Source organism: Acinetobacter gyllenbergii CIP 110306 = MTCC 11365 (assembly GCF_000413855.1).
Lineage (GTDB): Bacteria > Pseudomonadota > Gammaproteobacteria > Pseudomonadales > Moraxellaceae > Acinetobacter > Acinetobacter gyllenbergii.
The window spans coordinates 11,780-34,746 of the sequence record NZ_ATGG01000048.1; the positions used below are offsets into that span (position 1 = coordinate 11,780).

Consider the following 22,967-nt stretch of genomic DNA (forward strand, 5'->3'; position numbering starts at 1 on the left):
CACGCCATAAACCTATTTTTCTACTTGGTTTATTTTTTCATATCGCTCAAAATACCCCATCTATTTAACAACGTGAGACGTTTATGACTGATGCTTTGGTGTTGAGCGGTTTGTCCAAAACTTATCGTAATGGTTTTCAGGCGTTAAAAGGGATTGACCTTACCGTACCTGAAGGTGAATTTTATGCATTATTAGGACCTAATGGTGCAGGAAAATCGACAACGATTGGTATCATCAGCTCTTTAACCAAAAAAACATCTGGTTCAGTAGAGATTTTTGGGCATAACTTAGATACCCATCCCTCACATGCAAAACAATGTCTTGGTGTTGTTCCTCAAGAATTTAACTTTGGTCAATTTGAAAAAACTTTCGATATTTTAGTGACCCAAGCGGGTTATTACGGCATTCCGAAGAAGTTGGCCGAACAACGTGCTGAACACTATTTAGAAAAGCTTGGCTTATGGGAAAAACGCAATATTCAATCGCGTATGCTCTCAGGTGGTATGAAACGCCGTTTAATGATTGCACGTGCGATGATGCATGAACCTAAACTGCTGATCCTCGATGAACCGACTGCTGGCGTTGATATTGAGTTACGTCGTTCGATGTGGGACTTCCTCACCGAAATGAATGAAAATGGCACATCAATCATCCTGACCACACACTATTTAGAAGAAGCAGAAATGCTGTGTCGTCGTATCGCAATTATTGACCGCGGTGTGATTAAGGAAGATACCTCAATGAAAGGTTTCCTCAATCAATTGAATGAAGAATCGTTTATCTGTGATTTAGCTGAACCAATCGAAACTTTTGACCTGAATATTATAGGTTTTAAATTTAATCTGATTGATCCGGTTACCCTAGAAGTCACCATGGATAAGGCGCATAGCATGAATGACCTCTTCCTGTTATTACAGTCACAGAATATCCAAGTCAGCAGTATGCGTAATAAATCGAATCGCTTAGAAGAATTGTTCGTGAAAATGGTCGAGAAGAATCTTGCAGGAGCGGATCAATGAATTTTAGTCAATTACAAACCGCCCTGTGGACCTTAGTGGTTAAAGAAATTCGTCGCTTTATGCGAATTTGGCCACAAACCCTGCTTCCACCCGCCATCACCATGAGTTTGTACTTTGTGATTTTTGGCAACTTGGTGGGTTCCCGTATTGGTGAAATGGGCGGCTTTAGCTATATGCAGTTTATTGTGCCCGGCTTGATTATGATGGCTGTAATCACCAACAGCTATGCCAACGTTTCCTCAAGTTTCTTTAGTGCCAAATTCCAAAAAAGTATTGAAGAACTCATTATGAGCCCAGTACCCTTACACTTAATCTTATGGGGTTATGTGATTGGTGGTGTTAGCCGTGGTGTGTTGGTCGGTTTGATCGTCACGATAATGAGCCTATTCTTTACTCACTTAGAAATTTATAATGTATTTGTGACTATATATACAGTCATTATTACTTCATTATTATTTTCATTGGGCGGTTTCATCAATGCGGTCTATGCCAAGTCATTTGATGATATTTCAATTATCCCAACTTTCGTATTGACACCTCTTACCTATTTAGGTGGTGTGTTTTATGCCATTAGTGCGCTCAGCCCATTTTGGCAAAACGTGTCTTTAGTTAATCCAATTGTATATATGGTCAATGCCTTCCGTTACGGTATCTTAGGTCATAGCGATGTCAATGTGTCCTTATCATTAGGCATCGTGACGCTATGCTGTGTTGTCCTTTATGCAATCGCCTATCATTTATTAGCTCGTGGTTCAGGAATGCGTGAATGAGTGTTGAACATTCTTTATTGGGTAAAGATACCCAATACCCTACTCAATATCAGCCAGATGTTTTATTTCCAATTGCGCGTGCTGAGTCTCGTCAACAATATGCGCATATTGAAGGCATTACTCAAGGTAAAGACTGGTGGCATGTATTTGAAATTTCATGGCTGAATCATCTTGGTTTACCGCAAGTGGCAATTGGTCGCTTAACCTTACCTGCCAGCTCACCTAATTTAATTGAATCAAAGTCATTAAAACTTTATTTCAACAGCATGAACTTCACTCAATTTGAGTCTCAGCAAGCCTTTGTTGAAACCGTTGAGCGTGATTTATCCCATGCTGCTGGTGCAAAAGTTGAATTACAACTGTTCCAAGTTGATGATTTAGAGATATCTAAACCTCAAGGGATTTGTATTGATGATCTCATTCCTGAGCGTTTATCAGAGCATCCTGACTCAACCTTGTTGCAATTGGATACAACCACAGAAGACGATGTCGAAATCGAGTTGTACTCGCATTTATTAAGAAGTAATTGTCCTGTGACAGGCCAGCCAGATTGGGGCACTGTTTTTATTCGTTTGCAAGGTAAAAAACCTTGTTATCGCAGCATTTTAGCTTATATTATCTCGTACCGTCAGCATAATGGTTTCCATGAACAATGTGTTGAGCAAATATTTGCGGATATTTGGCAACTGTTAAAGCCAGAAAAGCTGATGGTCTATGCAACTTATACTCGCCGTGGGGGCTTGGATATTAACCCATGCCGAGTATCAGATTTGTCATGGATGCCCGAGCCAATTCGCTTGGCACGACAATAAAACGAATAAATTTGATATAGAGGACGTTCTTCAATGACCAGTTATTTCGGGATTCTTCCGTCAGCAAGTTTGAGTCAGGACATTCAACTTGCGCAAGCCAACCGTGACAGTAAAGAGCCTCAATACCCTTTACGTGACAAAATTTCTCTACAGCTAACTGATGAGTTAATTGACACTATGTTGGTTCACTTGGTTCAACAATTTCCACCAAGTGACAAACGTGATACTACTGAAGGTCTTGCGATTAAAATTCGCGGCATTGTTGAAACCCTAATGAAACAGCTCTTAGGCAAAGCCTCTAATGAACAAGTGCTTGAATCACTCGCATTCATGGAAAAGAGCTTGTTTATTGATAATGATGGTAAACAACGTATTGGTACGGTATTACCAGACAATCTTGTCAATGACATGAAAAAAAGCTTTGCAGAAGTGGCTGCTGGAAACGGTAAAGAGCAACGTGATGCTTTAACGCAGCAGTTTAAAAAGTTTGCAGATGCATTGATTCACCACTTTATGACTGAATTTAACAAAACCCTTGGTCTAGGTATGGTGAAACGTGGCGTAGCCAGCGTTGCAACCAGCGGCGTAGAAACTGCTGTTCATATCGTGATTAAAAAATTGATTCCGAGCTTAAGCCAAGTGGAACTTGAAGTCTTTACCAAGCACTTCGACCAACTTTTGGTACAAAAATAAGTTTAGAATGATAAGAAAGCGACGATTACCAAATCGTCGCTTTTTTTATGCCAAATTAATCGCTTATAAATGTCACAATTTCTAAATTTGCATTGTCTAAATCAGCGTTTATGTTAGCATTCGCGAAGCGTTGATTTACCTGATTTAGAATCGCATGTCTCCAAGCCCGCAATACAAATTTTTACGTCAAGCACCTCGTGATGGCTTGAGCACTGCCAATCAGCCTTCTCGTTGGCAACAACTGCATATCGACCCATGGCTATGCCTATTTCTGATTCTCAATGCCTTACTTGGCCTGACTGTTTTATATAGTGCATCAGCGCAAGATGTCGGGCTGGTCAGTAAACAAGCCATGAGTTTTGGTATTGGCTTTGTGGTGATGTTTACTTTGGCTCAAATTCCACCAAAAGTGTATCAGGCATTTTCCCCCTACTTTTATGTATTTGGGGTGTTATCACTGCTTGCTGTGGTGGTTTTTGGTGAAGTCCGTATGGGGGCGCAACGTTGGATTGATATTCCTGGCTTTGGTAGCGTACAACCTAGTGAATTTATGAAAATTGGCATGCCAATGATGGTGGCATGGTTCTTGTCACGTAAAGCCCTACCACCAAGCTTCTCACAAGTCATTCTGTCTTTATTGCTGATTGTTGTTCCTTTTCTACTGATTGCAGAACAACCCGACTTAGGGACGTCGTTATTGGTCCTTGCCAGTGGTATTTTCGTCCTGTTCCTCAGTGGGCTGTCATGGAAATTGATTGCAGGCGCAGCAGGTATTGCAGGCATTATTATTCCAATTGCATGGGAATTTTTACTGCATGATTATCAACGTCAGCGCGTTCTGACTTTATTTAACCCAGAAGCCGATGCACTCGGAACGGGTTGGAACATTATTCAATCTAAAACAGCGATTGGTTCTGGTGGCTTTTCCGGTAAAGGCTTTTTAGAGGGAACCCAATCCCATCTACACTTTTTACCAGAAGGTCATACTGACTTTATTATTGCCGCCTATTCAGAAGAATTTGGCTTGATTGGCGTCACTCTGCTGATTCTTCTCTATTGTGCAATCATTTTTAGAACATTCCAAATCGGCTTACAAAGCTTCCATAACTATGGTCGTTTGGTTGCTGGTGCCTTTGGTTTGTCTTTTTTTGTTTATGTATTTGTAAATGCAGGCATGGTCAGTGGTATTTTACCTGTAGTAGGTGTGCCTTTGCCGTTCATGAGTTATGGCGGAACTGCAATTATTACTCTTATGTCAACTTTTGGACTGGTTATGTCTATTCATACACATCGATAATGAGGAATTTTATAAACTTATGTTTCTTCCTACTTTGAATAAAACTTTTAAATTTTTAACTTTAAGCGCTGGTTTATTTTTGAGTAGTAATTGGGCACAAGCCAATGAATTTTACACTCATCCCAATTACCCTGCATTCAAACAAAAAGCAATGACAACCTACGGGTTAAGTGGCGAACAGATTGATGCAGCTATGAGTGGTGCGCGCAATTTACCCAACATTTTAAACATCATGACTCGTCCTGGTGAAAGTAAACCTTGGTATCAATACCGCTCAATGTTTCTAGTAGAAGGTACCATTCAACGTGGTGCACGTTTTAAAAGCCAATATGAAGACGTACTGAATCGTGCTGAACAGCAGTACGGTGTGCCTAAATCGGTGATTCTCGGCATTTTAGGTGTAGAAACAGGTTATGGCGCCAATAAAGGCTCTTTCATCACCAGAGATGCCCTAGCAACACTTGCCTTTGGTTATCCACGCCGTGCTGACTATTTTAGTGACGAACTCGCTGCTTTGATTTCTTGGACCTATAAAGAAGGTTATCCAACTAACAGCATTGTAGGCTCTTATGCGGGTGCAATTGGTTACCCACAGTTTATGCCAAGTAATATCCAAAAGTTAGGTGTGGATTACGACGGCAATGGACATATTGACTTAAGAAACTCTGCTGCAGATGCGATTGGTTCAATTGCAAACTATTTAGCTCAGCACGGATGGGAACGCGATCGACCAATTGGCTTCCCTGCTCGTTACTCTGGTAACAATCCAGATAGCGTGATTGCTAAGGATTTAACCCAACCAACACCTTATGGTGAATTGAAAAGATTAGGGATTGCGCCACTTGACCCTTTGGTAAAAATTGATGACCTTGATTTAGTCAATGTTATTCAATTACAAGACCAATTTGGTCCAATTTACTATATTACTTATCCAAATTTCCAAGTGATTACCACCTACAACAGAAGCAGAATGTATGCCACTGCAGTGTGGTTATTGGGCACAGAAGCAGCTAGCCGATAGGCTAGCTTTTTTACAAGATTATGAAAAGTCAATAAATTTTTTATTTAAAAAGTACATATATTCGGCAAAATTCATAAATTGTTACAATATTGATTATTTTATAACCAGAAACTGTAAGTTTTTGCCCTTTTTGTAACTATTTATCGTTAAAGACTAGACACACTTCGTAAGCGATGAATATTATCGCCGCAAGATAAAGTAATTGCAAAAGTGAATAATTAGACATGTGCACTATATTTCAAGGTGTTTTTATTGAAATAGAAAAGCATGTTCTCTAGGAGTTTATACAATGCAGTTTTCGCTAAAATATATTCTAGCGCTGACGGCAGGCTTAAGTTTAAGCCCGTTACATGCTGAAATGGTACAGTCTTCATCATTAACCAATGATGTGGAAGGTTCTAATTTGGCTGCCCGCGTTCTAAGCAAAGATTCTCAAAATTTTAATTCTCGTTTCTCTAACGTTAATAGTCTTTCAATCACTGAGAGTTCAGGTGACAAAGTCCGTCGCCAAACGATTGCTGCTAAGATCGATATCCCTGAAGAAGAGCCTTCAGTGATTGAAAAACTGAATACTGTTGCTTCGAACACCGTTCGTAAATTCAGCCAAAGTGGTGTTGCGTCATGGTATGGTCGTCAATTCCATGGCCGTAAAACAGCAAGTGGTGAAACATTCGATATGAATGCAATGACTGCTGCACACCGTAGCCTTCCTTTGAACTGTTATATCCGTGTAACAAACAAAGACAATGGTAAAAGTGTTGTTGTAAAAGTTAACGATCGTGGTCCTTTCCATGGTAACCGTGTATTAGACTTATCTTATGGTGCTGCAAAGCAACTGGGTATGTCTAGCGCAGGTACAGGTAATGTGAGCATTGAACGTGTTGATGGTCCTAATTCTTAATCATTAAGACCACAACTAAAAAGCCGCTTATGCGGCTTTTTTTATTTTCATCTATTACATTTGTTAATACTTTACGCCCTATCCTATTCTTCGGTATATTGAATCAATAAAAATGAATACTGCAAGGAGTGTGCTGTGAAATCGATTGACGAATGGTTTGACGAATATAATGACAGTCACCAAAACCAAACCAACAAAAAAATCCATTGGGTCTGTGTGCCTGCCATTCTCTTTTCAATCATTGGTATTCTGGCGCACTTTAGCACCTTACTCACCGCACTATTGCTGGTTTTAACTTTAGTTTTTTATGCCCGTTTAGACATCGTACTTGCGATTGCAATGGCTGCTTTATTAGCCGTCATGGCGTGGCTGATTGTGATTTTACCTGTCGGCGTCGGATTCTATATTGGCGTATTTGTGATTGCATGGATCGGGCAGTTTTATGGGCACAAAGTTGAAGGTAAGAAGCCGTCATTCTTTAAAGACTTACAATTCCTTCTGATTGGCCCAGTATGGTGCATGGACGCTTATTTAGCTAAAGTCCTACCTAAATGGAAACTTCGTCAAAAATCAGCGATTACAAGCTAATTTAGCGCATATCTTGCAATAAATCTCTGAATATTCAGGAATAGGATTTAAATGTCATATCAATTTGTAGGTTTTTTTGCATTAACCGAGCAAATGAAAAGCCCCTTTTATCCTATTGACGGGACTACTTGGAAAGATATCAAAGATCCATTCCATGGCATTGGGATAAAGCTATCCCCATCAATTAAAACGCCATCATCACCAGATGACATAAAAGCTCTTTTTAGCGCGATGAATATCAATCATGTTAGACAATGGCTTTTTATTGAATATGTGTGTTTTGGCGGCTCAATTGACTATATTTATGCACTTATTATGAAAAATGGTGAAATATATGGTCCAATTGAAGAGTCAGCACTTGAAAATGTTGAGAGAGTTTATATCGATTTAATGAATGAATTTGGCATCTCAGAGAAAGATGCCCTTCAATTTAAACCATTTGATCGAAATTTCTGGGATGAATAAATAATTCTTTCTCCTTAACCCTCTTATATTATTGGTACATTTTTCCTTGATATTTCAGCCAACCATCAACATGTTTTCCACGCGGATCATGATGGGTCCAATGAATCACCCCACCTTTTTGGCTGTATTCATATTCACCAAAAAACTCAACTGTATCGCCTTTTTTCAGCCCTTCAATTCTTGGCGCTAAATCAATGTTGTGTGCGATCAATACGGTTAAACCATTCTCCAGTTTAAGAATCATTTTCTGATGTCTTGAACCTTCATTGTCATCTGGCAAAATGGCTTTTACAATACCCTGCGCTTGTACCTGCACATTACTTCGCTGCTGCTGATAAGCTTGCATAATCTTGTTTTGATCATCGGCAGCAACAGCATTACTTGCACTGGGTATAGAGGAAGAATTACTGGTATTTTGTTTTTGCTTAAAATCCAGACCAAAATAAGCTGCCGCTAAAACAACAATAGCAACCAGAATCAGATTATTTTTTTGAGTTTTCATAGTGACCTGTTATCAAACACAAGATAGCAAAATGCCAATCAAATTGATTGGCATTTTGATCATACAACGTCTCTAGCACTTAGAACAAACGATTCATACCATTCAAAGCTGCAACGCGATAGGCTTCTGCCATGGTCGGATAGTTGAATGTGGTTTCAACAAAGTACTTCAAGGTATTGTTTGGACTGTGCATCACCACTTGCCCAATGTGAATAATCTCTGCGGCATTGTTACCAAAGCAGTGAATACCCAAAACTTCCAAAGTATCACGATGGAACAAGATCTTTAACTCACCAACAGTATCACCGGTAATCTGCGCGCGAGCCAAATGACGGAAAGAAGCTTGCCCTACTTCGTAAGGTACTTTCTCTTCTGTCAATTCCTGCTCAGTCTTACCAATTGAAGAAATCTCTGGAATGGTATAAATACCTGTTGGTACATCACGGATTGGCTTCACATTCTTTTCACCCACCATGTTTGCACCCGCGCAGCGACCTTGGTCATACGCCGCTGATGCCAATGATGGCCAACCAATCACATCACCTGCCGCATAAATATTTTCAGCTTCAGTTTGATATTGATCATTGACCATCAACTGACCACGACCATTCGGCACTAAGCCTACATTTTCCAAGCCTAGACCATCGGTATTGCCTGAACGACCGTTACACCACAAAATCGCATCAGCTTTGATTTTCTTACCACTGAGTAAATGCAAGACCACATGATCATCAAAAGTTTCTAAACGATCAATTTGCTCATTGTGACGAATCAATACACCTTGTTCACGCAGGTGATATGACAATGCATCGGCAATTTCGTCATCAAGATAGCTTAAAAGCTTTTGCTGAGTGTTGATCAAATCAACTTTATGATCAAGCCCGATGAAAATAGATGCATATTCGCAACCAATTACACCCGCACCATAAATGATGATTTTTTGGATTGAATAATCGAGATCGAGAATTTTGTCTGAGTCAAATACGCGTGGATGATTAAAGTCTAAACCTTGTGGCTGGTATGGACGACTACCCGTTGCGATCACGATTTGCTTGCAAATGATGGTGTCTTTAATGCCATCCTGACCAAAAATCAGTACGGTGTTTTTATCTTGTATATAGGCACGACCGTGAAAAACTTCAATTTTATTGCGGTCATAAAAACGTGTATGTGTATCAACTTGCTGTTGAATCACTTTATGCGCGTTACGTAACACCTGTTTCATGGTGAATTGTTTCCACTCACCGACTTTTTGAAACATTGGATCACGTTGATAACGAATAATACTTGAAACTGTTTGACGTAATGCTTTACTTGGAATTGTTCCGACGTGTGCACAGTTACCACCGAGTTGATCACGAACATCAACGATTGCAACACGTTTACCTGCTTTTGCAAGCTTCATTGCCGCGCCTTCGCCAGCTGGGCCAGAACCGAGAATTACTGCATCATACTTAACAATATTCCCACCAACGACCTCTTTCTTACGTGGCATTCAAAGCTCCTTTGTTTCTAACCGTTTTTGCTTTATATATGATAACCAATATGCAGCCAGATGATGTATTTCACAACTATATATTTTTATATATTTACATTTTCAAAATGAATACCACTTTTCATGCTTTATTACGGTAAATTTGACTATAATAACAGGATATCTCAAGTCAAAGGCTGTAGAACTTATATGTCTGAACACCGTAAACCTGAACAGGGTATAAAACTTCGTGGCGCGGAAAAAGTCGCAAGAATTCCTGTAAAAGTTATCCCTACGGTTGAAGTACCTCGCAAACCGGACTGGATTCGAGTCAAGATGACCGCTCCAGAAGAAGTTCAGCGTATTAAAACAACCTTGCGCTCGCAAAAACTGCATACTGTCTGTGAAGAAGCTGCTTGTCCTAACCTACCTGAATGTTTCGGTGGTGGTACAGCAACCTTTATGATCATGGGTGATATCTGTACACGTCGCTGCCCTTTCTGTGACGTTGCACATGGTCGTCCAAATGCTTTAGATCCAGATGAACCACGCCATATGGCAGAGACGATTTCCAATCTCGGCCTCAAATATGCGGTAATTACCTCAGTTGACCGTGATGACCTTTTGGACGGCGGTGCTCAACACTTCGTTGATTGTATCAAAGAAGCACGTGCATTAAGCCCTAAAACTTTATTGGAAATTCTGGTTCCTGACTTCCGTGGTCGTATGGATATTGCCTTACGCATTATGACTGAATGTCCACCAGATGTGTTCAACCACAACATTGAAACTGTGCCGCGTTTGTATAAAGCGATGCGTCCAGGTTCTGATTATCAGCACTCTTTAACGCTGTTAAAAATGTTTAAAGAATACTGCCCTGATGTACCAACAAAATGTGGTTTGATGGTCGGTATCGGTGAAACAGAAGAAGAAGTGATCGCCCTGCTCGATGATCTTAGAGCACATGATGTTGACTACATTACCATTGGTCAATATCTACAGCCGTCTAAGCAACATGCACCAATCGATCGCTTTGTCACACCAGAAGAGTTTGAACGCTATGCTGAGCATGGTCGTAAACTTGGTTTTAGAAATATCTGGTCTGCGCCAATGGTTCGCTCAAGCTATTTTGCTGATCGCCAATACCATGGTGAACCTGTTCCAGCGGTACGCCGTAAAGTCGATCCTGCCAAGAAAATTGCAGTTCAAGCGATTGAAGCTTAGGCTTCAATAAATAAAGAGAGAATTCTAATATTCTCTCTTTTTTTATATCTCAGAATCCAAGTTTCAATAAACTTAAGTATAAAAATAGACTTTCTTATTGGCCGTGAAATAAGTGTGAATAATTACAACTCAAAACCCAACTACCAAAAAATCATATAAAAACATTAGTTTACTTCAACCAAACCCCTCTATATCCTGATTAGACCGAATACAAGGTTTTTAAATCGTACATTTAAAGAATAAAGCCAAAATTTTTATTTAAGGCCAACCCACTAGGCCATTCAATGACAAGAAGCTGAACGTTTTGTAAATAACAAGGAACGCATCTACAAAGCTTCTTATAACCAAAATATATTAATCAGGATCCAAAACAATGAAGAAGAAAGTATTCACACTAACCGCGACAATACTGGGAAGCTTAATATTATTAGGCTGTAATAACGATTCAAACAATGACTCCGAGACAGTGAATGCCAACACTGGCGATACTTTAATTTTGACCAACAATGGGATGATCAGTTCAATAGACCGCATGGCACCAAACACAATTGTCTCAAATATTAAAATTACAGGCTTACAATCTGGCGATGAACTTGTTGGAATTGATTATCGCCCCAAGGATAGCAAGCTTTACGCAATTGGTTTACTGGGAAATATTTATACACTCAACCCCTCCACTGGCGTTGCCACATTTGTTAAAGCCCTCATTGCAGATCCAACCGATACCATAGATGGGAATACACCATTTACAAAAATTTTAGGTGAAGCAAATCTCATCACAGTTAATTTCAATCCAGTCGCTGACCGCTTAAGAGTAATGACCAATACTGGACAAAATCTTCGAATTAATGTTGATACAGGCACAACAATTACTGACGGTGCAATTAATTTAGCAGAGAGTAGCCCTGCTATTGTTGCAGGTGCATATACCAATGCATTTGCAGGAACAGCCTCCACCAAGCTTTACAGCATTGACCAAAATTCAGATCGAATTTATTTACAAAATGCCAATGCAGGTACACTTGGAAGTTCAGCAGTACTTGGCGCAGATATCAATACCAACGGTGGTGGTGGTTTTGATATAGATCCAGTCAACAATATCGGATTTGCTGCGCTAAAACTTGTATCAGGAACATACAAATTCTACCAACTTAACCTTGCTAATATTGGTACGAGCAATGATGCAATTTTTGCAACGAGTGATTTAAATACAAGTTTTAATAGCATGGGAATTCGTGGAATTGCTTTAAAAAGAGCCACCGACTCAACAGCTCAAGGCTTTGGTTTAACCGCAAATAATAAGTTGTTAAGTTTCGCTTTAAGCAACCCAAATTCAGTCGTTGAAAAAAATTTAAACGGTCTGCTCGTTGATGAAAGATTTATTGGTATTGACTACCGTTTAAGAACATCAACAGAAAATTCAGGCAAGTTGTACGGACTTACCAATAAAGCAAACGTGTATACCATTAATACTGATTCTGGTTTAGCAAGCTTAGTCACCACCTTAAAACCAGCGGCAGGCAGTGGTTTTACAACGTTACAAGGCACGAGCTTTGCAGTTGATTTCAATCCAACAGCCGATCGTCTCCGTGTAATTAGCGATACAGGGCAAAACTTACGAATAAATGTTGATACAGGCGATACGATTAAAGATGGTGATATCAATGGAGCTTCGGGTGTAAAAGTAACAGCGGCAGCGTACACAAATAGCTTTAAAACACCTGTAGCTATGCTGAGCACAGAGCTTTTTGATTTAGATCAAAGCAACAAAACTCTCGCGAAACAAAACCCTCCAAATAATGGAACACTAAATTTCATTGGAAATTTAGGCATTGATCTTGGCATGGATAATGGTTTTGATATTGCAGGTGGGGACAATGGTTATGCCCTTGCTACAGTTTCAAGTGGATCGGGAGCATCCACCCTCTATCGTATCGATTTAAATAGCGATACAACGATTACAACACCGCGTGCAAGATTAGCCATTAATGTCGATGGCACACCAAACTTAGCTGCATCGAAAATTGGAAACAGTTCCACACCACAAGTGATTGATTTAGCAATTTTATTTAAATGAGCTTAATAATAAAAAACACCACAATTGTGGTGTTTTTTTATGATTAAAACAAAAACCTAGGCAATATATTTTTGCACCACAATCGAACCAACAGAATAGCCAGCACCGAATGAAGAGATCACAGCATATTCGCCGTTATTGACTTGCTCACCAGTACGATGCATCGCAATAATCACACCCGCAGATGAGGTATTGGCAAACTCATCTAAAATGATCGGTGCACGCTCTAAATCAGCCTCTTTACCCACAACCAATTTCAAAATCAGTTCATTCATATTGGCATTGGCTTGATGCAACCAGAAACGCTTGATTTGTTCAGCGCTTAACTCCAGTTTTTCCAATTGTGCTGTAATGATTTTAGCAACTAAAGGACAAACTTCTTTAAAGACTTTACGACCGTCTTGACGGAATAACTTGTCATCAACCACTGCATCTTCGCTACGGTTTAAGAAACCAAAATTGTTACGGATATTATTTGAGAACTGAGTAAACAAATGGATATCTAAGATTTCATAACCCGACTTAGTTTCAGTTTCTTCAATAATCGATGCCGTTGCAACATCCCCAAAGATAAAGTGTGCATCACGAGTACGGTAATCTAAATGACCCGATGTAATTTCAACATTGAGCAATAACACACGGCGCGCGCCACATTTCACGGCATCATAAGCTTGCTTCAAACCAAATGTCGCAGCAGAACATGCCACGTTCATGTCATAAGCATAACCTTGGATACCCAAAGCAGACTGGATTTCAATCGCAACTGCAGGATAGGCACGTTGCATATTTGAACACGCCAAAATCACCACATCGATATCTTCTGCAGTCACGCCTGCATTTTCCATCGCTTGTTTTGCAGCAATCACGCCCCACTCTGCTTGAAGTGACAATTCATCATTGCTGCGCTCTTGCAAACGCGGACGTAAACGGGTTGGATCAAGAATACCCGATTTTTCGACCACATAACGGCGTTGGATACCCGATGCTTTTTCGATAAATTCAGGGCTTGAGCCACGAAGTGCTTCAATTTCGCCAGCTTCAATTTGCGCTGCGTGATCTTGGTTATACTGTTCTACATAAGCATTTAAACTTTCAACCAACTCTTCATTGGAAATAGATTCGGTTGGGTGAAATAACCCAGTACCTGTTATACGGATGCCCATGTAAAACTCCTGTAAAGAATGCTTCTAACTTTCATATTTCTCAGTTTAACCGATTGCTAATCGATCCCATAGTTTTTGTAATCTAGTTGGTGAAATAGGCAGCTTTGTTTTCATCGGTTGAGAAAACAAGGAAATTCTCAGTTCTTCCAACATCAAATACAGTTCTTTGATTTTAGGATCGTTTCTAAATTTAAATACTTTGTCCATCCATGGATCGACATCATCAATTGCAGCAAGGTCTCGTTGTAGATTATTGGGCAAACGATCTAAACGCAATAGCAGCGCTTTCAAATAACGCGGGTATTCCTGCCAAATTTCGGGTGATTGGCTATAAACAAAGTTTGCCAATGACATTAAATCAAGTTGATCTTCTATGTCATCGACACTTCGGCCAAAAATACTCTGATCCAAGACCAATAGTTCACGGCGAATCTGCTGCCATTGAGTAAATATTTCAGTTAAATCAGTTAATGTCTGTTGACCATTTGCTAAAAATTGCTTTTTAGTTTCAGTCAGTAACTGCTGAAACTCAGTGGCATTTTTAGGCAGTTCTTGAATCGAAATCTGTAAGGTTGCATAGACCAGCATTTGCTCCAGCTTGGCACGATCACCCAGCGGTGAATAAGCGAGAGCTAAAGGCTTGGAAATCTGTTTTTTCAATTGACGGATTAAATCCCCCAATTGCATATGTACCAGACGGATTACCCCTTCACGATGCTGCTTAATCGCTTCATCCTGATCATTAAAGGTTTGAATCACCACGCCCGCTTCATCTTTGGCTTCAAGCTCAGCAAATCGCTTGGTAGGAACCAAAGCCTGATATTGCTTGACGATCACGCCCGTCACTTTTTGCGATGCTTCAAATACAAAGTTTTCAGGGAAGGTCTGGAACTCACCAGCTTGCTGTTTCACTGGACGATGAGTTTCAACACGACAACGTGCTTTTAACTCATCTAAGTCACGACCTTGGGCAATCAGTTTACCTTTTTCATCCAATACCTTAATAAAAGGCACCAGATATTGATCAATTCTCTCGAAAGAAAAGTCTTTTTCCGTAATCTGTTCACCACGTAAAGCAAAGGCTAAATAATTAAATAGATGCTCACGTAAATGCACCGCATCAATGCCTTGCATCAACTTTTTAGCGGTATCTGGAATCGGAACCAGATTACGACGTTTATCTTTAGGAAGTGCTTTGAGCAAAGCTTCAATTAAATCTTGTCGCCAACCAGGAATTCCCCAAGACCATTGCTTTTCATCCACTTGCGGTAAAGCCTGCACAGGGATTTTAACCGTTGCCCCATCTTCATCATGACTTGGATCAAAACGATAGCTTGCAGCCAAACGTAACTGACCATTATGTAAATAATCAGGGAATTGTTGCGTGGTGGGACGATCATTCATCCACAAAGCATCATCTTCAACGAACAAGTAGCGTGGATTGTCTGTTTCTACTGTTGCCCGCCAATCTTCAAAGCTACGACGACTGGCAATTTCCTCTGGCACTTTCTCGGCATAGAACTGGTAAATGGTTTCCTCATCGACCACTAAATCGCGGCGACGCAACTTATCTTCTACCCGTTCAACTTCTTCGAGTTTCAGTAGGTTGTGCTTTAAAAACGGCGGTGTAACACCTAAATTACCCGTGGTCAGAGCATCACGTAAGAAGATTTCATGTGCCGCAGCTTGATCCACTTTCTCAAAATTAATCATTCGCTTTGGCTCGATGATTAAACCGAATAGTGATATTTGTGCATAGGCATTTACAATACCCGCTTTTTTTGACCAGTGTGGCTCGAAATAGTGGTACTTCAATAAATCACGAGCTGCCAACAGAATCCATTCAGGATCAATTTTGGCCAAAGTACGTAAATACACCTGAGAAGTTTCCACCATCTCAAAGGCCATGACCCAAGCAGTATTGGTCTTGTGTAAGGTACTGGCTGGGAACACTTTGGCTTTCTGCTGACGCACCGCCATAAAAGTATTACGTTCATCTGTTTTATTGGCAATAAATGAAAGCAAGCCAGTTAACAGCGCACGGTGTAAGTTTTCATAATTGGCTGATTTTTCATTAAAACTCAGCTTTAAACCTTCTGCCAGTTCCACTAACTGCTGATGGGTTTGCTTCCATTCCCGCAGACGTAACCAACTTAAAAAATGTTGGCGCGCAAATTGTCGGCGCTTGTTTTCGGTTTGTGTATCAGGACTGGTTTGTATCGTATTCCAAAGCTTCAGATAGAATAAAAAGTCTGAATCTGCTTCCTTGAATAAGGCATGCTTTTGATCGGCCTGCATTTGCTTATCAACTGGACGTTCACGCGGATCTTGAATCGCCAAGGCACTGACAATAATCAGTGTTTCTTTAAGTACACCAAAGTGCGCACCACCAATCAGCATTCGAGCCAGTCGTGGATCAATCGGCATACGCGCCATCATTTGACCGACTTTGGTTAAATCATTCTTACGTTCATTTAATGCGCCTAACTCTATCAAGAGCTTACGTCCGTCATTGACCAAACGGAAATCAGGCGGCTCAATAAAGTCAAAATCTTCTAAACTACCTAAACCTAAACTTTGCATCTGTAAAATTACAGAAGCCAAGTTGGTTCGTTTAATCTCAGGTTCAGTAAACTCTGGACGACTTAAAAAATCTTCTTCACTGTATAGCCGGATACAGACACCTGCAGCAATACGACCACAGCGCCCCTTACGCTGATTGGCTGCTGCCTGTGAAATCGCTTCAATTGGTAAGCGCTGTACCCGCGAACGGTAGTTATAACGTGAAATACGAGCAAAACCACTATCAATCACATAGCGAATATTGGGCACCGTCAACGCCGTTTCCGCCACGTTGGTCGCAATAATAATACGTCGCCCTTTGCCACTCGGACTAAAAATCTTTTGCTGTTCAGCCAGCGCCAAACGTGCATACAAAGGTAAAACCTCAGTATGACGAGGACCAAACTTCTGCAAAGTTTCCTGTAACTCACGAATTTCTTGTTCAGTACTGGCAAAAATCAAAATATCGGCATGTTCAGGATGACCGCGGCTTTCTGCATCAGCAAAACATTCTTCGACTGCCTGTACCACAGCACGTGGTAGATTTTCTTCAAAGTCATCGAACTCATCATCATCACTACCGACAATACTCATCTCGGAGATGGGACGATAACGCACTTCCACGGGGAAGCTTCGCCCTTCCACTTCGAAGATCGGTGCATCATTGAAATATTGACTGAAACGATTTACATCCAAAGTTGCTGAGGTCACGATCACTTTTAAATCAGGGCGCTTTGGCAAAAGCTGCTTGAGATAGCCCATGATGAAATCAATATTGAGTGAGCGTTCATGCGCTTCATCAATAATGATGGTGTCATATTTTGATAAAAAACGGTCGTTGGTAAGCTCTGCCAACAAAATACCATCGGTCATCAAACGGACGATAGAATCTTGCGAACCTTGCTCATTAAAACGAACCTTGAAACCAATGGCATCACCTAGCTTCTGTCCCACTTCTTCCGCAATACGTTGTGAAACACTCCGTGCAGCCAATCGACGCGGCTGAGTATGACCGATCATGCCTGTGAGTCCACGACCTGCCAGCATGGCAATTTGTGGAAGCTGTGTGGTTTTACCAGAACCCGTTTCACCAGCAACAATAATCACCTGATGCTTTTGAATCGCCTCAATTAAACGATCTGCGTATTGGGTAACAGGCAAGTCTTGATTGAGCTTGATTTGCGGAATACGGGCTAAACGTTGTTTGACTTTATGGTTAGACTGTTCAAATAGTTTTTCAATTTCTGCTGTTTCTGTTTTCTTATCCTTGCGCAGTCGATTTAAACGGTGACGGTCACGTGCCATAACCCATTGATCTACATTTAAATGACTCTGCACTGAACAGCTTTCCTGAATATAAAAAGAATCGGCTATTTTACGCCTTAAAATCTTGCTATGCAAAGAAAGCTTTTCAAATGCTTTGCATTAACTCCGATTAATCATTTTTAGATGCTTAGCGCTGCTCAGTATTATTGAGTCGTGTTAATGAGTCTCGCAATGCAGAAAATTTAATCGTATATCTCCGTTTTTTATATAATTTTAGATTTTTTCAATTTTACCCTTGAATTTTGATGGCGTAGACTTCATGTTGTTATGCACATTAGTTCTGGATCTTTTGTCATGTTTGCTTCATCTCGATGCAGTCAAATAGGACAGATATTCTTGGGTGAAAGTCGTTTTTATTGAGTTATTCAATTTTCCGATTCTAGTCATGTAAAAATACTATTTCCCCAATAACTAAAAATTATTTATTCTTGACCTCGTAAACAAGTAAGGCGTTAGCCTCTCAATAAAACCTCAATCATGGAGACAATGATGAGCTTAATTAATACTGAAGTTAAACCATTTAAAGCGACTGCGTACCACAACGGTCAATTTGTTGACGTATCTGAAGCAGATCTTAAAGGCAAATGGTCTGTTGTATTCTTCTACCCAGCTGACTTCACATTCGTATGTCCAACTGAGTTAGGTGACCTTGCTGACAACTATGCTGAATTCCAAAAATTAGGCGTAGAAATCTATGGCGTGTCTACTGACACTCATTTCACGCACAAAGCTTGGCACGACACTTCAGAAGTGATTGGTAAAATCCAATACCCATTGATCGGTGACCCAACTTGGACACTTTCTAAAAACTTCGAGGTATTAATCGAAGCTGCTGGTCTTGCTGACCGTGGTACTTTCGTAATCGATCCAGAAGGCAAAATCCAAATCGTTGAAATCAACGCTGGTGGTATCGGCCGTGATGCATCTGAACTTCTTCGTAAAGTTAAAGCTGCTCAATATGTTCACGCTCACCCAGGTGAAGTTTGCCCAGCTAAATGGAAAGAAGGCGAAGCTACACTTGCTCCATCTATCGACTTAGTTGGTAAAATCTAATTCTTTAGATTAGACCAATCGGTTTGAAACCACCCTTTTTTAGGGTGGTTTTTTTATTGATTATTTTTATCAATCCAAGTCCTATTCCACACCGAAAATTTATAGCTAATTTTTTACAATTCTTATACTTATAAATTTATAGCCAGCTTCATTTATGAATTGTCAGACTGCCCCAGTTGGAGTAGTGTCAAATTATGAAACAAAAGAGTTTTTAGATATGTACTAAAAGATCAAACAAAAATAGGAGTCGTTATATGGAAAAATCTGTTGTTGTAACCTCTTGGAAATATGATGTTTCTTCACGCTATTTAAAAATTTTTTATAGCAATGGCTCAGGTGAGCTTTATCATCCCGTTCCAGAGTTTATCTACAATAATTTACTTCGCACCAATGATAAAACAGCCTTTGTGCATAAATATCTTGAGTTTGATCTGCATTTTAAACGACTCTGTATTTCGGCTTAGAAAATAAAAAAATCAGCCCGTTGGGCTGATTTTCGTTGAATCTAACTTAAACGTTAAGCCACATCTTGCTGTTTAGCATATTTCTCTAACATCTTCTGCTCGGCTTCAGGATAGACATTGATCCTGTCCAAGTTACCTTTATAGTGCTGTACAACTCGATCATCCATAATTTTTGACCACCACGATGGAATAAATGCTGGCAAAATCATCGCACCATAACCAGCAGGGAGTTGTGGTGCATCTTCAAAATGTCGCAAAGTTTGGAAGCTTCGGGTTGGATTAGCATGATGATCCGAATGACGTTGCAACTGATATAAGAACAGATTGGTTACCACATTATTGTTGTTCCAGCTATGTTCTGGTAGCGTTCGCTCATACTGACCATTGTCTTTCTTTGTACGCTTCAAACCATAATGTTCAATATAATTCACCGACTCAAACAAAGTGATCGCATAAGTCGCTTGCGTGACTTGGAACGGTACTGAGCGCAGACCAAACTTCGTAAACATGGCAGCATGGTATGCAGCAGACATCGCCCAGCCATGAATCAACTCATTCTCCTTACAGAAGAAAGGCAGCTTTTTACGTTCTAAACGATTCTTTTCAATTTCAATTGCAGATTTAAAGCTACCAATCACAGTACGTGGTAAAAACTTCCAGAAAGTCTCGCCAAATTGTGAAGAGGCAGGATCTTCTGGTGTCGCAACACGACGATGGTGCCCATATGGGTGTTCGATTCGAAAATGGTTATAACCTGAGGGCGCCAAAGCCAAATGCGAAAGATAATGCTCCAAGCGCCCTGTCTTATGGCTGAGTTCATGTGCAGTATTAATTGCAATACCATTGACCATGCCTACCAAAGTTCCTAGTAAAACTTGATCCGCGACGGGTGTATCCTTACGACTAGCTAAATAGGCCCCATAAATATTGGTCGCGTATTGTAATGGTATGAAAAGCTTCACAATACGAGCGTAATACGGATCGGCTTCTAAATCTGCGATTGCATCTAATGGTGGGTTTTCCGTGTCTTCGCCAATCAATTTATCCAATGTTGGGATCACGCCATGAATAAATAATGGCCCAAATGAAGCGAAGAACTTTTTCGTTTTTTTAGGACCAAATTGATAGCCCGCCAAGCCCCCCATTGCAATGGTTGGTACAGCCAAACCCAATAGCCATAAGTGACGTTTTTTATCCTTAAATGTTGTTGTCGCTTGCTCGACATCCAGTTGAGTACGCATATTCATTAGAAACTCCTCAATCAAACACAAAATGTTTTGCTTGAACTGATTGTGTTCCTTCATCGCCCCTCTATATTATCATTTTAAGACTTGCTATTATCATTTTAAGACTTTACTGAGTTTTTCTTGTGCAAAAGCAACAGATCCCTGTTATTCCATCACGTTATTATTTGCGATTGATTGAAATTTTAATCGGTACGCATCAATACGATAATGATTTGTTGATGGCAGTACAGCAAGAACTGGCAAAAACAGAATTATTATCGATTCAACAAATTGAGCAATTCATAGAAATTGGTTTAAGCCTGCCCAATACCCGAGACTTGGCCTTTGAGCTGGGTAAAAATATAAAGCTCAGCTCACACAGTCTCGTCGGCTATGCACTGATGACCAGCCCAAATCTAGAACATGCACTTAGGCTGATTGCACAATATTTTAGACTGATTATGCCGAGTTTTAAGCTGAGTATTCAGTTTCCATCAGACTCACAAAAAGTTGAACTATTATTTGAACCAATTTTGCAGATGAATAAGCAGTGTTTGGCCTTTCATATTGAAGCGATTGCCGTAGCGTTCTACTACAGTCTATTAGAATTGGCAGGTCAGCAATTACAACGCTACCAAGTCTATTTAAGTATTCCAGAGCCAAGCTATCAAGATCGTTATTTAGCCTTGGTGAAAGCCAATTTTCACTTTAACTATACTTGGCTTTCAGGTATCCGTGTGGTGATTGATCAGCAACAATTGGCACTACCCTTACCTTTGGCAGATGCACATAGTTTAAAAATAGTTGAACAACGCTGTCAGGAACAAATCCAGAAAATCTACCATCAAGGCGAAATTGTGGAATGGGTCAGCATGATGTTGCGACAAGCCAATCAAGTCCCAACCCTCATGGAATGTGCCAAAGTATTAAATATTTCCACCAAAACCTTGCAACGCTATTTGCAGCAACAAGGCGTTGAATTTCAAGCTTTAAAACAGCAGATCAGCACTGAGCGTGCCATTGATTTATTAGAAAATTCTAGCTTTACCATTACCCATATTGCCTATGAGCTGGGTTATTCCAATCCTGCCAATTTCACCCGTGCATTTAATAAAGTTCAGGGCTGTAGTCCGCAGGCTTATCGGCAAGCGCATCTTCATAAAATCAACTTATTTCAAGACCACCATACATAAGCCAGCGCCGACAGGTAAGATCGTACTCATATAGTCTTCATCATCTTTGATCAGTTCAAGAAATTCCTTCACTTCTGCGGCATGGGAAATCACATTATCAACAATTAAAGTACTACCTGAAGATTGCAATAAACGCTTTAAGTCTTCCCAATACCCAGCATAACTACCACGCTCAGCATCCAGTAATATCAAATCGAAAGGTTCGGTCGCTTGGGCCAGATAATCTGCTGCATCACCCACCCAAAAATCAATCAAAGCCTCTAAGCCAAATTCCTCAGCGTACTTTCTTGCTTGTGCGCTACGAAAAGCATTAATTTCTAAGGTTTGCACCGCCCCAGCAACTGCTTTTGCAGCTTCTGCCAGCCAAAGTGTTGAATAACCCGTTGAAGTACCTATTTCTAAAATCCGTTTTGATCGTTGGCTACGAACTAGCATTGCCAGCAGCTTGGCAGACTCTGCTTCAATATTTCGATAGCGTCTTAAACGATCAGACTGTCGAGCATCGTGTTGTTTAAACTCATCATATAAATCAGAAATACGTTGTAAAAATACCGTGCTGGTCATGTCTGATCCCCTCAAACAGGCTGTTTAAAAGCTAAATGAATTTAAGTTGATTGTATTAATTTAAAACGCGGCAGGACTTGCCCGTCTTCAAGCTGAACGGTTTCGCTAAACATTGTCAATGGGCGTACCCACATCGAATAATCCCCATATAAGCATTGGTAGACCACCAACTGTTCTTCTGTTTCACTATGACGAGCCACGTTAAAGACTTGATATAGCTGTCCTTTATAATGCTGATAGATGCCACGTTGTAAAGTCATGTTCGTTACCCTTTATTTATGCCACGAAATGATTGCAGTTATATAACAACTTTGATTGTACTCAAATTTTTACTGAAAGATATGTTCAAAAAAGTGACAAAACCAGTAGAAATTCAAAAAACCGATCAAATCCATAAAAACATACTGTTTTACCTATTTAGTACTTTTGCGTACTATAGCCTCATTAAATGAATTTAGCTGATTTGAAAGCCTTAGTCTTTGGAGAAATACATGTTAGATCAAAATATTAAAACTCAATTAAAAGCTTACTTAGAACGTTTAGAAAGTCCAATCGAGTTGGTTGCTGCTTTAG

Annotated in this window: 21 protein-coding genes; 14 read left to right on the top strand and 7 right to left on the bottom strand. The window is 40.1% G+C overall.

Going from position 1 to position 22,967, the window contains the following annotated elements; genetic code table 11:
* Positions 1-83 precede the first annotated feature (83 nt).
* The 9 genes from F957_RS02685 (at position 84) to F957_RS02645 (ending at position 7,566) form a co-directional block, all read left to right on the top strand.
* Positions 84-1,019, top strand: coding sequence for an ABC transporter ATP-binding protein (locus F957_RS02685; protein WP_005204396.1), 936 nt, complete (start codon positions 84-86; stop codon positions 1,017-1,019).
* Positions 1,016-1,789 (top strand): ABC transporter permease, encoded by a 774-nt coding sequence (locus tag F957_RS02680; RefSeq protein WP_016539780.1) that lies wholly within the window; start codon positions 1,016-1,018, stop codon positions 1,787-1,789. The genes F957_RS02685 and F957_RS02680 overlap by 4 nt, the downstream gene beginning before the upstream one ends.
* Positions 1,786-2,601, top strand: coding sequence for an NADPH-dependent 7-cyano-7-deazaguanine reductase QueF (queF, locus tag F957_RS02675; RefSeq protein ID WP_016539779.1), 816 nt, complete (start codon positions 1,786-1,788; stop codon positions 2,599-2,601). Before F957_RS02680 ends, queF begins: the two co-directional genes overlap by 4 nt.
* Positions 2,602-2,634: 33 nt before the next feature.
* The gene (locus F957_RS02670) at positions 2,635-3,294 is read left to right on the top strand and encodes a hypothetical protein (RefSeq protein WP_016539778.1); all 660 of its coding nucleotides are present in this window, start codon (positions 2,635-2,637) and stop codon (positions 3,292-3,294) included.
* Between the two features lie 154 nt (positions 3,295-3,448).
* Entirely contained in the window at positions 3,449-4,591 is a 1,143-nt protein-coding gene (rodA, locus tag F957_RS02665; protein WP_016539777.1) for a rod shape-determining protein RodA, read from the top strand.
* A gap of 19 nt (positions 4,592-4,610) precedes the next feature.
* On the top strand, positions 4,611-5,612 hold the full coding sequence (mltB, locus tag F957_RS02660) for a lytic murein transglycosylase B (protein WP_016539776.1): 1,002 nt from the start codon (positions 4,611-4,613) through the stop codon (positions 5,610-5,612).
* Between the two features lie 289 nt (positions 5,613-5,901).
* Positions 5,902-6,513, top strand: coding sequence for a septal ring lytic transglycosylase RlpA family protein (locus F957_RS02655; protein ID WP_016539775.1), 612 nt, complete (start codon positions 5,902-5,904; stop codon positions 6,511-6,513).
* A gap of 135 nt (positions 6,514-6,648) precedes the next feature.
* Positions 6,649-7,101, top strand: coding sequence for an Mpo1 family 2-hydroxy fatty acid dioxygenase (locus tag F957_RS02650; RefSeq protein WP_016539774.1), 453 nt, complete (start codon positions 6,649-6,651; stop codon positions 7,099-7,101).
* Between the two features lie 51 nt (positions 7,102-7,152).
* Complete coding sequence (locus F957_RS02645; RefSeq protein WP_016539773.1) at positions 7,153-7,566, top strand: hypothetical protein; 414 nt, start codon at positions 7,153-7,155, stop codon at positions 7,564-7,566.
* 28 nt (positions 7,567-7,594) lie between these two features.
* On the opposite strand, the gene F957_RS02640 is transcribed toward F957_RS02645, so the two are convergent.
* Positions 7,595-8,068, bottom strand: a complete 474-nt coding sequence (locus F957_RS02640) for a DUF3465 domain-containing protein (protein WP_016539772.1) — start codon at positions 8,066-8,068, stop codon at positions 7,595-7,597.
* A gap of 79 nt (positions 8,069-8,147) precedes the next feature.
* Positions 8,148-9,563 (bottom strand): Si-specific NAD(P)(+) transhydrogenase, encoded by a 1,416-nt coding sequence (gene sthA / locus F957_RS02635; RefSeq protein WP_004654041.1) that lies wholly within the window; start codon positions 9,561-9,563, stop codon positions 8,148-8,150.
* Positions 9,564-9,752: 189 nt separating this feature from the next.
* Between sthA and lipA the strand changes: the two genes are divergently transcribed.
* Positions 9,753-10,766 carry a lipoyl synthase gene (lipA, locus tag F957_RS02630; RefSeq protein ID WP_016539771.1) on the top strand — a complete coding sequence of 338 codons (1,014 nt, stop codon included), beginning with the start codon at positions 9,753-9,755 and terminating at the stop codon, positions 10,764-10,766.
* Positions 10,767-11,139: 373 nt separating this feature from the next.
* Positions 11,140-12,843: a DUF4394 domain-containing protein gene (locus F957_RS02625; protein ID WP_016539770.1), complete on the top strand. Its 1,704-nt coding sequence runs from the start codon at positions 11,140-11,142 to the stop codon at positions 12,841-12,843.
* Positions 12,844-12,899: 56 nt separating this feature from the next.
* Here F957_RS02625 and F957_RS02620 read toward each other — a convergent pair whose 3' ends face one another.
* Together F957_RS02620 and hrpA are read right to left on the bottom strand one after the other, a co-directional pair.
* Positions 12,900-14,006, bottom strand: a complete 1,107-nt coding sequence (locus F957_RS02620) for a beta-ketoacyl-ACP synthase III (protein WP_016539769.1) — start codon at positions 14,004-14,006, stop codon at positions 12,900-12,902.
* A 45-nt stretch (positions 14,007-14,051) separates the two neighbouring features.
* On the bottom strand, positions 14,052-17,906 hold the full coding sequence (hrpA, locus tag F957_RS02615) for an ATP-dependent RNA helicase HrpA (RefSeq protein WP_016539768.1): 3,855 nt from the start codon (positions 17,904-17,906) through the stop codon (positions 14,052-14,054).
* A gap of 477 nt (positions 17,907-18,383) precedes the next feature.
* Between hrpA and ahpC the strand changes: the two genes are divergently transcribed.
* On the top strand, positions 18,384-18,947 hold the full coding sequence (gene ahpC / locus F957_RS02610; RefSeq protein ID WP_016539767.1) for an alkyl hydroperoxide reductase subunit C: 564 nt from the start codon (positions 18,384-18,386) through the stop codon (positions 18,945-18,947).
* A 254-nt stretch (positions 18,948-19,201) separates the two neighbouring features.
* Positions 19,202-19,411, top strand: a complete 210-nt coding sequence (locus F957_RS02605; protein ID WP_003652651.1) for a KTSC domain-containing protein — start codon at positions 19,202-19,204, stop codon at positions 19,409-19,411.
* 53 nt (positions 19,412-19,464) lie between these two features.
* Here the strand turns inward: F957_RS02605 and F957_RS02600 are convergent, their stop codons facing one another.
* Positions 19,465-20,658, bottom strand: coding sequence for an alkane 1-monooxygenase (locus F957_RS02600; RefSeq protein ID WP_016539766.1), 1,194 nt, complete (start codon positions 20,656-20,658; stop codon positions 19,465-19,467).
* 122 nt (positions 20,659-20,780) lie between these two features.
* Between F957_RS02600 and F957_RS02595 the strand changes: the two genes are divergently transcribed.
* Complete coding sequence (locus F957_RS02595) at positions 20,781-21,830, top strand: helix-turn-helix domain-containing protein (RefSeq protein WP_016539765.1); 1,050 nt, start codon at positions 20,781-20,783, stop codon at positions 21,828-21,830.
* Here F957_RS02595 and F957_RS02590 read toward each other — a convergent pair.
* Complete coding sequence (locus F957_RS02590) at positions 21,807-22,394, bottom strand: O-methyltransferase (protein WP_016539764.1); 588 nt, start codon at positions 22,392-22,394, stop codon at positions 21,807-21,809. The two genes, F957_RS02595 and F957_RS02590, sit on opposite strands and share 24 nt — an antisense overlap.
* 41 nt (positions 22,395-22,435) lie before the next feature.
* A complete protein-coding gene (locus F957_RS02585; RefSeq protein WP_016539763.1) occupies positions 22,436-22,654 on the bottom strand; it encodes a DUF1653 domain-containing protein in 219 nt (72 codons plus the stop codon).
* Positions 22,655-22,967 lie beyond the last annotated feature (313 nt).